General features: G+C 62.8%; 9 protein-coding genes. 7 read left to right on the top strand and 2 right to left on the bottom strand.

Going from position 1 to position 12,718, the window contains the following annotated elements:
- The first annotated feature begins 1 nt into the window (after position 1).
- From G5367_RS13715 to mgtE, 6 genes are all read left to right on the top strand, one after another.
- On the top strand, positions 2 to 1,090 hold the full coding sequence (locus G5367_RS13715) for an ABC transporter permease (protein WP_005355575.1): 1,089 nt from the start codon (positions 2 to 4) through the stop codon (positions 1,088 to 1,090).
- 305 nt (positions 1,091 to 1,395) lie between these two features.
- Entirely contained in the window at positions 1,396 to 3,942 is a 2,547-nt protein-coding gene (gene nirB / locus G5367_RS13710) for a nitrite reductase large subunit NirB (RefSeq protein ID WP_421244452.1), read from the top strand.
- Positions 3,942 to 4,259 (top strand): nitrite reductase small subunit NirD, encoded by a 318-nt coding sequence (gene nirD / locus G5367_RS13705; protein WP_041202829.1) that lies wholly within the window; start codon positions 3,942 to 3,944, stop codon positions 4,257 to 4,259. Before nirB ends, nirD begins: the two co-directional genes overlap by 1 nt.
- 57 nt (positions 4,260 to 4,316) lie before the next feature.
- The gene (nirC, locus tag G5367_RS13700) at positions 4,317 to 5,129 is read left to right on the top strand and encodes a nitrite transporter NirC (RefSeq protein ID WP_158114104.1); all 813 of its coding nucleotides are present in this window, start codon (positions 4,317 to 4,319) and stop codon (positions 5,127 to 5,129) included.
- 12 nt (positions 5,130 to 5,141) lie between these two features.
- A complete protein-coding gene (cysG, locus tag G5367_RS13695) occupies positions 5,142 to 6,542 on the top strand; it encodes a siroheme synthase CysG (RefSeq protein ID WP_421244451.1) in 1,401 nt (466 codons plus the stop codon).
- 146 nt (positions 6,543 to 6,688) lie between these two features.
- A complete protein-coding gene (gene mgtE, locus G5367_RS13690; protein WP_157161738.1) occupies positions 6,689 to 8,113 on the top strand; it encodes a magnesium transporter in 1,425 nt (474 codons plus the stop codon).
- Between the two features lie 81 nt (positions 8,114 to 8,194).
- Here the strand turns inward: mgtE and G5367_RS13685 are convergent, their stop codons facing one another.
- Positions 8,195 to 9,136 carry a hypothetical protein gene (locus G5367_RS13685; protein WP_421244450.1) on the bottom strand — a complete coding sequence of 314 codons (942 nt, stop codon included), beginning with the start codon at positions 9,134 to 9,136 and terminating at the stop codon, positions 8,195 to 8,197.
- A gap of 357 nt (positions 9,137 to 9,493) precedes the next feature.
- On the opposite strand from G5367_RS13685, the gene G5367_RS13680 reads away from it, so the two are divergent.
- Positions 9,494 to 11,485, top strand: coding sequence for a bifunctional 2',3'-cyclic-nucleotide 2'-phosphodiesterase/3'-nucleotidase (locus G5367_RS13680; RefSeq protein WP_421244449.1), 1,992 nt, complete (start codon positions 9,494 to 9,496; stop codon positions 11,483 to 11,485).
- A gap of 265 nt (positions 11,486 to 11,750) precedes the next feature.
- Here the strand turns inward: G5367_RS13680 and G5367_RS13675 are convergent, their stop codons facing one another.
- Positions 11,751 to 12,716 carry an ABC transporter permease gene (locus G5367_RS13675; RefSeq protein ID WP_005340795.1) on the bottom strand — a complete coding sequence of 322 codons (966 nt, stop codon included), beginning with the start codon at positions 12,714 to 12,716 and terminating at the stop codon, positions 11,751 to 11,753.
- Between the last annotated feature and the right edge of the window lie 2 nt (positions 12,717 to 12,718).

The raw sequence follows: 12,718 nt of genomic DNA, 5'->3' as shown, positions 1-12,718 counted from the left end.
CATGCTGATCCGACTCTGGTGGCTGATCCGAAAAGAGCTGCAGGCCCTGATGGGCAATACCCAGGGGCGCTTTCTGCTCATCATGCCGGTGCTGCTGCAAACCGCCCTCTTCCCGTTCGCCGCCACTCTGGAGGTAACCGGCAACACGCTGGCCATCTACAACCAGGATGGCGGCGCCCAGAGCCGCGAGCTGCTGGAGCGCCTCACCCATATGCCCGCCTTTACCACCATCATCCCGGTGCAAGGCGAGGCGGGCATGACCGAGGCCATCACCGGGCAACAGGCACTGCTCGGGCTGATTATTCCGGGGGATTTCTCGCGCCGGCTGGCGCGCGGCGAACCGGCCAAGGTACAGCTGATCATCGACGGCCGCCGCTCCAACGGTGGTCAGGTGGCGGCGGGCTACATCAGTCAGGTGATCGCCCGCTGGCAAAGTGAGGGCAAGGGGCAACCCGAGCTGGCGGTACGCAACCTCTACAATCCCAACGTCGAGTTCCACTGGCATATCCTGCCGGCGCTGGTGGCCATCATCACCACCACCGGTTGCCTGATTGTCACCGCCCTCTCGGTCGCACGGGAGCGGGAGGAGGGCACCTTCGATCAGCTGCTGGTCTCCCCCCTCACCGCGGGCTGGATCATGGCGGGCAAGGCGGTGCCCGGCATCATGGTGGCGGTGGGACAAGGGTGCATAGTCGCGCTGGCCGCCCGTTTTGTCTTTCACCTCCCCTTTGCCGGCAGCCTCAGCCTGCTGATGGCGGGCATGGTCTGCTACGGGCTGGCGCTGGCCGGGATCGGGCTCTTCATCTCGTCGTTCTGCTCGACCCAGCAGCAGGCGTTTCTCGGGGTCTTCTCCTTCACCGTACCGGCGGTGATCCTCTCGGGCTACATCTCGCCGGTAGAGAACATGCCGCAGGTGTTCCAGTGGCTGGCGGCCATCGACCCCCTCACCCACTTCATCGTGCTGCTCAAGGGGGTCTTCCTCAAGGGGTTCGACTGGTCGGCCGCTTGGCCCCTGCTCTGGCCACTGCTCGCCATCGCCGGCGTCACCCTGTCGCTGGCGCTCGCCATGTTCCGCCGCCATATCGCCTGACGCGCCGCCTTGCTCGGCTGATACCCATTGATGCCGGTCTCGCCCAGCGCGAGACCGGCCTTTTCCGCCAGAAGTTTTCACTCCCCGGCTTTTGCTAAAGCGCTCTTGCTCTCAGCCACCCCTCACCCCGAGCCACACCAGAAATCATCAACTGGTATACCTAATTTTGTATATCTTTGAATTTTATCGAATTACCCCTGACGAGATATATAAATAGACACTTGATTTGCATCAATTGCCCGCCCCGACTGACTGGGTAGCCTAGCCCCAGAATGATGTTTTATTACTCCAAACTAGAGGCAATCATGAGCAAAGTCAGACTGGTCGTTGTGGGCAACGGCATGGTGGGGCACCGCTTCATTGAAGAGTTGATCGAGCGGGCCGACCCGGGCCGCTACGAGATCACCGTCTTCGGTGCAGAACCCCGTCCCGCCTACGATCGCGTCCATCTCTCCTCCTACTTCTCCCATCACACCAGCGAAGATCTCTCCCTCGTCAAACCCGGCTTCTACGACAAGCACGGCATCCGCCTGCTGCTCGGCGAAGCGGTGAAAAAAATCGACAGGGCCAACCGCGAAGTGCACTCCAACAAGGGCACTGTGGTCGGGTACGACAAGCTGGTGCTGGCCACCGGCTCCTACCCCTGGGTACCGCCCATTGCGGGCAGTCAGCACCACGAGTGCTTCGTCTATCGCACCATCGAGGATCTGAAAGCCATCCGCAGCACCGCCAGGAGCGGCAAGAGCGGGGTGGTGATCGGTGGCGGCCTGCTTGGCCTGGAAGCCGCCGGTGCCCTCAAGGCACTGGGTCTAGAGACCCACGTGGTGGAATTTGCTCCGGTACTGATGGCCGAGCAGCTCGACGGTCAGGGCGGCCAGCTGCTGCGCCGCAAGATTGAATCCATGGGCGTGCAGGTACACACCAGCAAGAGCACCAGCGAGATCCTGATGCATGGCGGCGAACAGGCGAAACACCGCCTCGCCTTTGCCGACGGCAGCCAGCTGGAAGTGGACGTGGTGGTCTTCTCCACCGGCATTCGCCCGCAAGATACCCTGGGCCGTTACGGTGATCTCGCCATCGCCGAGCGCGGCGGCATCGTCATCGACGATCACTGCCTCACCTCAGACCCCGACATCTATGCCATCGGCGAGTGCGCCGCCTGGCAGGGCCGCTTCTTCGGGCTGGTGGCACCGGGCTACAAGATGGCCCAGATCACCGTCGACCATCTGCTCGGCGGCGATAGCCGCTTCGAGGGGGCGGACATGAGCGCCAAGCTGAAACTGCTCGGCGTCTCCGTCGGCTCCATCGGTGATGCCCATGGTCGCACCCCGGGCAGCCACAGCTATGTGTTTCAGGACGACCAGGCTGGCGTCTACAAGAAGATCGTGGTGAGCGAAGACAACAGCCGATTGCTCGGCGCCGTGCTGGTGGGTGACGTGGAAGATTACGGCAACCTGCTGCAGATGATGCTCAACGCCCTGCCGCTGCCGAGCCACCCGGACACCCTGATCCTGCCCGCCTACGCCGGTGCCAAGCCGACACTGGGGGTGGATGCCCTGCCGGAGAGCGCCCAGATCTGCTCCTGCTTCGACGTCTCCAAGGGCGACATCGCCAAGGCGGTGGCCGAGGGTCACACCACCCTTGCCGCCATCAAGCAGCACACCAAGGCCGGTACCGGCTGCGGCGGCTGCGTGCCGCTCATCAGTCAGGTGCTCAACGCCGAACTGGTGAAGCAAGGCATCGAGGTCAACAACCACCTCTGCGCCCACTTCCCCCACTCCCGTCAGGAGCTGTTCCATCTGGTCAAGGTGGAGGGGATCAAGAGCTTCGACGAACTGCTGGCCAAGCACGGTCAGGGCTATGGCTGCGAGGTGTGCAAACCGACCGTCGGCTCCATCCTCGCCTCCTGCTGGAACGAGCATGTGCTGAGCCCGCGCAACATCCCGCTGCAGGACACCAACGACATCTTCCTCGGCAACATGCAAAAGGACGGCAGCTACTCAGTCATCCCGCGCATGGCCGGTGGCGAAGTGACCCCGGAAGGGCTGCTGGCGGTGGCCGAAGTGGCCCGCGACTACAAGCTCTACACCAAGATCACCGGCGCCCAGCGCATCGGCCTGTTCGGGGCCCAGAAGGATGATCTGCCGGCCATCTGGCGCAAGCTGCTGGCAGCCGGATTCGAGACAGGTCAGGCCTACGCCAAGGCACTGCGCATGGCCAAAACCTGCGTCGGCAGCACCTGGTGCCGCTTCGGCGTGCAGGACAGCGTCGGCCTCGGGGTCTTCCTCGAGAACCGCTACAAGGGGATTCGCACCCCGCACAAGATGAAGTTCGGCGTCTCCGGCTGTACCCGCGAATGTGCGGAAGCCCAAGGTAAGGATGTCGGCATCATCGCCACCGACGCGGGCTGGAACCTCTATGTGGGGGGCAACGGCGGCATGAAGCCGCGCCACGCCGATCTGCTGGCGTCTGACCTCGACCGCGAGACCCTCATCAAGCTGATCGACCGCTTTATGATGTTCTACGTCACCAGCGCCGACAAACTGCAGCGCACCTCGGTCTGGCTCGGCAATCTGGAAGGGGGTGTCGACTACCTGCGCGAAGTGATCGTCGATGACAAGCTGGGGCTGGCCGAGACGCTGGAGCGCGATATCCAGACTCTCATCAACAGCTACGAGTGCGAATGGTCGCGCACCCTCAATGAAGAGGAGGCGCTCAAGCGCTTCAGCCACTTCATCAACAGCGACAAGCGCGATCCGGACGTTCAGTTCGTCGCCGAGCGCGACCAGCACCGACCGGCGACCCCGGCCGAGCGCATCCCCGTCTACCAGATCGAGGTGGAGACCAAATGATGAAACTTGCCTGCCAACTCAACGACATCCTGCCGGGAACCGGTGTCTGCGCACTCATTGAAGGTCGCCAGATCGCCCTGTTCCGCCCGAGCGCGGCCGCCGAGGTGTTCGCCATCGACAACCGGGATCCCTTCTTCGCCGCCAACGTGCTGTCGCGGGGCCTGATCTGCGAACACGACGGCGAGCTCTGGGTCGCCAGCCCGCTCAAGAAGCAGCGCTTTCGCCTGAGCGATGGCCACTGTTTCGACAACCCTGCGATGTCGGTTCAAAGCTACCCCGTTGAAGTACGCGACCAGCAGGTCTGGGTTGCCGTCTAAAGCCAAATTCACTCTCTTTCGGGCTGCCAGAGGGCAGCCCTTTCAAGGACTCACTAGATGTACACGGAAACCATCAACAAGTGCGCCGCCAACGCGGCCCGCATCAACCGCTTCGAGCGCAGCGACAAGCTCGGCTTCTGGCTCAGCTCCGCCATGGCGGGGGCCTATGTGGGCCTCGGCATCATCCTTATCTTCACCCTCGGCAATCTGGTGGATCCCGCCATCCGGCCGCTGGTGATGGGGGCCACCTTCGGTATCGCCCTGACGCTGGTGATCATCGCCGGCTCCGAGCTGTTTACCGGCCACACCATGTTCCTCACCTTCGGGGTGAAGACGGGCAAAATCACCATGGCCGACCTGCTGCGTATCCTGCCGCAGACCTGGGCGGGCAACCTGATTGGCTCCGTCGTGGTGGCGCTCATCTACTCCTACGGCGGCAGTCTGCTGCCGGACGCGGGCAGTCTGGCCCACAAGGTGGCGCTGGCCAAGACTCAGGCCCCGGCCCTGACCCTGTTTATGAAGGGGATCCTCTGCAACTGGCTGGTCTGCCTCGCCATCTGGATGGCGCTGCGCACCGAAGGGGCCGCCCGCTTCATCGCCATCTGGTGGTGCCTGCTGGCCTTTATCGCCTCCGGCTACGAGCACTCCATCGCCAACATGACCCTGTTCGCCCTCTCCTGGTTTGGCGCCCACTCCGAGGCCTACACCCTGGGCGGCATCGGCCACAACCTGCTGTGGGTAACCCTGGGCAACACCGTCTCCGGCGTTCTCTTTATGGGCCTCGGCTACTGGTATGCAACCCCGAAAGCAGAGCGCCCGGTCGCGGTACACGAGACCACCAGCACCGCCAACCAGACCCGAACCGCCTGATCCGGAGGCCCCATGGACTACTTGCCCATCTTTTGCCGACTCGACAACAAACCCGTGCTGCTGGTCGGCGGCGGCGAGGTAGCGGAGCGCAAGGCGCGCCTGCTGCTGGATGCCGGTGCCCAGCTCACCGTGGTCGCGCCCGAGCTCGACCCCGAGCTGGCGGAACTGGCTGCCAACGGCAGCATCGAGTGGCTGGCCGGTGAATTTGTGCCGGAACAACTGGCGGGCAAGTGGCTGGTGGTGGCCGCTACCGATCGGCGCGAGGTGAATGCGCTGGTTTACCAAAGCGCCAACCGGGCGCGGATCTTTGCCAACGTGGTGGATGACCCGAAGCGCTCCAGCTTCATCATGCCGTCGATCATCGACCGCTCGCCGCTGATGGTGGCCATCTCCTCCGGCGGCAAGGCGCCTGTGCTGGCCCGGCTGCTGCGGGAAAAACTGGAAGCCCTGCTGCCGCAACATCTGGGTGCCGTGGCGACCTTTGCCGGCAGCCTGCGGGAGCGGGTCAAGGCCCGCTTCGCCAGCATGGGCGAGCGGCGCCGCTTCTGGGAGCGGCTACTCGGGGCAGACCGACTCGGTCAGGCGCTGGCGCGGGGCGATCACGCCTCTGCCAACCAGCTGGCCGACAACCTGTTTGCCGACGAAAGCCAGAGTGCTGGCGAAGTGGTGCTGGTGGGGGCCGGCCCCGGCGATCCGGGTCTGCTCACCCTGCACGCCCTGCGCCAGATGCAGCAAGCCGACGTGGTGGTCTATGACCGATTGGTCTCCGACGAGGTGATGGCGCTGGTGCGCCGCGACGCCAAGCGCATCTTCGTCGGCAAGCAGGCGGGCAACCACTGCGTGCCGCAGGAGGGGATCAACCAGCTCTTGCTGGAGGAGGCGCAGAAGGGGCAACGGGTGGTGCGGCTGAAGGGGGGCGACCCCTTTATCTTCGGCCGTGGCGGCGAGGAGCTGGAGACGCTGGTCGGTAGCGGCATCGGTTTTCAGGTGGTACCGGGGATCACCGCGGCCAGCGGCTGCGCCGCCTACGCCGGCATTCCGCTGACCCATCGCGACCACGCCCAGAGCGTGCGCTTCGTCACCGCTCACGGCAAGGGGGGCGCCCGGGATCTCGACTGGTCACTGCTGGCCAAAGACAAACAGACGCTGGTGTTCTACATGGGGCTCTCATCCTGCGCCACCATCCGCGAGCAGCTGCTGGCCCACGGCAAGGCGGGCAACACCCCGGTGGCGCTGATCGAGCGCGGCACCCAGCCCTGCCAGCGGGTCATTCGCGGCACTCTCGATGAGCTACCCGCGCTGGCGGTGGGGGTCGAAAGCCCGGCGCTGATCATGGTGGGATCCGTGGTGACCCTTGCCGACCGGCTCGCCTGGTTTGGCGAGGCACCGCAGGTTCAGCAAGCCCTCGCCTGAGGGATCCTCGGCAAATCACCATGAGGCCACCAGCAGGTGGCCTCACTTTTACCTCCCTCTTCCCCTATCACGGTCATAACCTGTTGTTTTAAGTCTGGTATCCTATGGGCATTGAGCCCTTGGCTACCATCTCAGGAATTCATCCCATGTCTCTTCCCATCAAGAACAGCGCCCGGCAGCGCGCGGATGACAGATCCCGCATTCTCACCCTGCTGCTGCGCGATGATGCCCTCACCGACAGCCTGCTCGATCCGCAGGTGGTGCAGGATGCCGAGCAACGCGATCAGACCAGCGAACTCACCACACTGGTCAACGGGCTGCCTGCCGCCGACGTCGCCGATGCGCTGGAGTCGCTGCCGCCCGATGAGCGTCATGCCCTGTGGGCGCTGGTGGAGGAGGAGAAGCGCGGCCAGATCCTGGTCGAAGCGTCGGAGACGGTGTGGGACAGCCTCATCAGCGGGATGAGCGACAAGGAGCTGCTGCACGCTCTGCGCACCCTGGATATCGACGACCAGATCTATCTGGGCCAGTACCTGCCCCGCAACCTGATGGGGCGGCTGCTCACCTATATGGCCCCCGCCGAGCGGGATCGGGTGCGGGAGGTGATCCGCTACGGCAAGCACACCGTCGGCGCCATGATGGACTTCGAGATCATCACCATCAGACCCGAGGTGAGTCTGGCCACGGTGCAGCGCTATCTGCGCCTGCGCGGCAAGATCCCCGCCAACACCGACAAGCTGTTCGTCATCGACCGGCGCAACCATCTGCTGGGGGAGCTGCCGCTCACCACTGTCCTGCTGCACAAACCCGCCACTCTGGTGAGCGATGTGATGGAGCGAGATCCGGTCACCTTCGATCCGGAGGATAACGACGAAGCGGCGGCCCGCACCTTCGAGCGGGATGACCTGCTCTCCGCCGCCGTGGTGGATGGCAAGGGCAAGCTGATGGGCCGCCTCACCGTCGAAGAAGTAGTAGATCTGGTCTATGAGGAGAGTGACACCGACCTGCGCCGGATGGGGGGTATCAGCGAGGATGAAGATGTGTTCGCCCCGGTCTCCAAGGCGGTCAAGACCCGCTGGGCCTGGCTCGCCATCAACCTCTGCACCGCCTTTGTCGCCTCGCGGGTGATCGGCCTGTTCGAGCACACCATCTCCCAGTTGGTGGCGCTGGCGGCGCTGATGCCCATCGTCGCCGGGATCGGCGGCAACACCGGCAACCAGACCATCACCATGATAGTGCGGGCGCTGGCGCTGCAGCACATTCAGGCGGGCAACCTCTCCTTCCTGCTGCTGCGGGAACTCGGCGTCGCCTTTATCAACGGGCTGGTGTGGGGCGGCACCATGGGCATTGCCACCTATCTGCTCTATCAGGATGCGGCGCTCGGCGCCGTGATGACGCTCGCCATGATGCTCAACCTGCTGGTGGCCGCTCTGATGGGGGTGATTATCCCCATGACAATGACCCGCCTCGGCCGCGACCCGGCGGTGGGGGCCAGCGTGATGATCACCGCCATCACCGATACCGGCGGCTTCTTTATCTTCCTCGGGCTGGCAACCCTGTTCCTGCTGTAAACCGTGCGTTGAAAACAACAAGGGAGCCACTGGCTCCCTTGTTGTTTCAGGCGCGTTTGCCCGCCCCTGCCGTTGGGCTGCTTATCGCTTGTCAGCGGTGATCAGCAGGCCATTGGTGTCGGGGAAGCCGATGACCAGCGCCTCTTTTTTGGCATCCGCGGTATAGGTGGTGACATAGGCGACGCGGTTATCCATCGCCCGGGCCAGAGCGGCATTCCAGAGGTTTTCGATCGGCGTGGCGGCAGCGGATTGCTTGAAGTTGCACTTGCCAAACCCGGTCATGGTCAGCTTGCTCAACCCGGCAGTGGCACTCCCCTCGCCCACCAGCGTACAACCTGCCGCCGGGAACTCGATCGCTACCGTCAACTTGCCGCCGTTGTTGGTGGTATCCACCTTGCCCACCATGTCGCTGCTGAAGCCATCGCTGTCCGTGGCACCCCAGCTGGCCGTGGTCACCGCTTTGGTGGTCAGGGCCGTCACAGCCACATGACCGCTGAAACCGGAATAGATGGGGGAGTTGTCGGAGAACTTGGTGCCAGTCCGGGTGAAATCAAAAACCCAGCGCTTGATCTCCTTGCCCTGCAGATCGATGACCTGCTGATCCTGGAAGGTGATGAGGTTGTGGTCGTTGGTCACCGAGCTGAGCGCCGTGCTGGTGCCGAGTCGCTCGCTGTTGCGGATCAACTGCACCGGGTAGATCCCGTCTTTGTCGGCTTTCTGGTCAGCCTGACCCAGCCACTGGCTGTTGGTCTCGACATTGCCCACCTGATGATCCACCCAGACACCCCAATGCTGCACGGTTTCACCCTTCGGGTAGACCAGCGCCAGACCATCCAGATCCTTGATCATGCGCGGCGTCGCCTTGTCGCCGTCGCGGCTCATCAGATTCGCTTGGTAAAGACCCGCCTCAGGCAGGGCCAGCGGCACCCGCTTGGCGATGCTGTTGGCAGCTTTTTCGCTGTCACAGGCAGACAGGGCTACAGCGCAGGCGATGGCCAGCAGCGCTTTGTTGTGCATTTTCATGAGGTTTTATTCCTTGCTGTCGCTTTGAATTTTTAGATGCAATCAATCGCCGCTGAATTTAAGGGAAAGGTCATCTATCAGTCGAATGGAGATCTGTAACCAACCATTACAGCCTCGCAGGAGCAGCAGGCCGCGCCGCTTGCCCCGACCGCACGGCGGTGACTACCAAGTGACTCACTGCGGAAAAGCAGCGAGGGTGGTGGCCCTGAAGGAAGAGAAAAAAGAGATGAAAATCAGAGCCATAACTCTATTAACAGGAAGACAATTAACCCGAATTGCCAGCCGGCTCACAATCGGATTCTTTTGCTATCGATAGAATGCACCACGCTGGCATACCCATAACAAGAGAATTCAACAATGAAAACCACCCTCAAACTGAGCGCGGTGGCAGTTATCTTTTTGCTGTCAGGCTGCAACCAGAACGATGCCCAGGCCCCCGGTGACCTCACCCTGCGGCTGATCGAAACCTCTGATATCCACTCCAACCTGCTGAGCTACGACTACTACCAGAACAAGCCGGATGCCTCGCTGGGCTTTGCCCGCACCGCAGTGCTGATCCGCAAGGCCCGCGAAGAGAACGCCAACAACTTACTGATCGACAACGGCGACCTGATCCAGGGCACCCCGCTGGCCGACTATATCCACGACCAGCAGGTCAAACAGCAGTGGCTGAGCAAGCAGACCCATCCCGCCATCAAGGCGCTCAACACCATGAGCTATGATGTCGGCAACCTGGGCAACCACGAATTCAACTTCGGTCTCGACTTCCTCTCAGAGACCCTGAAAGGGGCCAACTACCCCTACATCAACGCCAACGTCTTCCAGGCCGATGCCTTCAGCCGTGATGGCAAGGGCACCATCGACTGGAGCAAGCAGAAGTTCAAACCCTATGTGGTGCTGGATCGTCAGGTGAAGGATGCCAACGGCAATACCCAGACCATCAAGGTCGGTGTGCTGGGGCTGACACCCCCCCAGATCACCCAGTGGGACAAGCGCAATCTGGAAGGCAAGGTGGTGGTGGCCGATATGGTCGAGACCGCCGAGCACTATGTACCCGAAATCCGCGCCAAGGGCGCTGACATCGTCGTGGTCGTGGCCCACACCGGCATCATAGGTGACCCGCGCGAACCCATGATGGAGAACGCCGCCCTGCCGCTGGCCAAGGTAAAAGGGGTCGATGCCCTGCTGCTGGGTCACGCCCACCGCACCTTCCCGGGTGACTACCCCAACATGACCGACGTGGACAACGAGAAAGGCACCCTGGCGGGGGTACCGACCGTGATGCCGGGTGTCTGGGGTAACCACCTCGGCATCATCGACCTGCACATGACCTGGAAAGAGGGTCGCTGGGAAGTGGCCTCCAGCCAGTCCCAGCTGCGCAAAATCGACAGCAGCGCCAGCAGCACCGAAGATCAGGCGGTAGTCGATCAGGTCATTGCCGAGCACGAGCAGGCCAACCAGTGGCTGGACGAGCCCCTCAGCAAGATCACCAAGCCAATCCACAGCTTCTTCGCGCTGGTACAGGATGACCCCTCCATCCAGATCGTCAGCGACGCCCAGCTGTGGCACGCCAAGAAGCTGCAACAGGATGGTCAGCTCAAGGAGAAATGGCCCATCCTCTCCGCCGCCGCGCCATTCCGTGGCGGTCGCAACGGTCCGACCGACTTCACCTATGTACCGGCTGGCGATATCTCCCTGCGCAACGTGGCCGACCTCTATGTCTACCCCAACACCCTGCAGGTGGTCGCCATCAATGGCGCGACCGTACAGGAGTGGCTGGAGAAGAGCGCCGTCCAGTTCAACAAGATCGATGCCGCCAGCACCGCTACCCAGTGGCTGGTGAACGAGAAGTACCGCACCTACAACTTCGACGTGATCGACGGAGTGAACTATCAGGTCGATGTGACCAAACCTGCCCGTTACGATGTGGATGGCAACAAGGTGAGCGACAGCTACCGCATCACCAACCTCACCTATCAGGGCAAGGCAATCGACCCGACCCAGATGTTCTACGTGGTGACCAACAACTACCGCGCCAGCGGTGGTGGCAACTTCCCGGGCATCAACGCCAAGGTGATCGTCCATGAAGATCAGTTCGAAACCCGCGAAGTGCTCTCCGAATACCTCAAGGATCTGGCAGAGAAGAATCCGGCCGGTTTCGAGCCCCCGGCAGACAACAACTGGCAGCTGGCCCCCCTGCCCGCCAATCTGGATCTGCGCATCTACAGCTCGCCACGCAGCGAAGCGCAAGCCCTGACCGGCGGCAAGCTGAACTATGTAGAGACCCTGCCGCCCACCGATGCCAAACACCCCGGCTTTGGCGTCTACAAGCTGGTGCTGGCACCCTGAACCTCAGGGTTAATCCGGCAATAACCTCTGCAACCCCCTCCTGATACGAGGGGGTTTTTGATGGTGCAGGCAGAGGGTCAGCTCTTGTACGCCAGCCGCTCCCCGCAGCAACTCACGCAGCCCGTTTATCCCTTCACGCCATCATCCCCCTCTATCACACCATCCAGATCCCGGCTGGTCTGCCCCATCCCGCCCATAAAAAAACAGGCCCACCGAAGTGGGCCTGCTGTTATCTGCGTGGGTGGGAGTATCGCGCTAAAGGGCGCTACTCCCGCTCCTTCACATAAGGTGTACCAAGTGCCTTGGGGGCCACAGCGCGGCCGATAAAGCCGGCCAGCAGGAACACGGTCAGGATGTAGGGCAGTGCCTCGATGGCCTGCACCGGAATGGCGAAGCCACCGATGCTGACCCCTTGCAGGCGGATGGCGACCGCATCGAGGAAGCCGAACAGCAGACAGGCGGCCATGGCATTCCAGGGACGCCACTTGCCGAACACCAGCGCCGCCAGTGCCATAAAGCCCTTGCCCGCACTCATATTGGGGATGAACTGGGCCGTCTGGGCCACCGCCAGATAGGTGCCACCGATACCGGCCAGCAGGCCGCCGATGAGGAGCGCGGTGTAGCGCATCCGCACCACAGAGATACCGGCGGTATCGACCGCTGCGGGCGCCTCGCCCACCGCCCGCAGACGCAGACCGAAGCGGGTACGGAACATCACCCACCAGGCCAGCGGTACGCAGGCGAACGCCACGTACTCCAGCAGGGAGTGGCCGCTCAGCAGTTCGCTGTAGAGCTGGCCGATCACCGGCACATCCCACAGCTCCTTGGCATAGGGCAGATCGATGGGGGCGAAACGGGCATCACCGGAGAGCGCTGGAGTCTGGCCCCCCTGATCGAACCAGTAACGACCCAGGGTCACGGTCAGACCGGCCGCCAGAATGTTGATGGCCATGCCGCTCACCACCTGATCACCGCGGTGGGTGATGGTGGCAAAGCCGTGCATCAGAGCAAACAGGATGGAGACACCCACCCCGGCACCCAGACCTACCCAGGCAGAACCGGAGACCGCCGCAGCCGCACCACTGGCGAACGCCGCCGCCAGCAGTTTGCCTTCCAGCGCGATGTTGACCACCCCGGAGCGCTCGCAAAACATGCCCGCCATGGCGGCCAGAATGAGCGGCGGCGCGGTACGGATGGTCGCATCCAGCATCAGGATCAGAATTTCAAACATGA

The sequence above is a fragment of the Aeromonas sp. 604282 genome (assembly GCF_049170575.1).
Taxonomy (GTDB): Bacteria; Pseudomonadota; Gammaproteobacteria; order Enterobacterales; family Aeromonadaceae; genus Aeromonas; species Aeromonas veronii_A.
The sequence above is the reverse complement of the archived record's forward strand: the minus strand, read 5'-3'. Positions and strand labels throughout refer to the sequence as shown.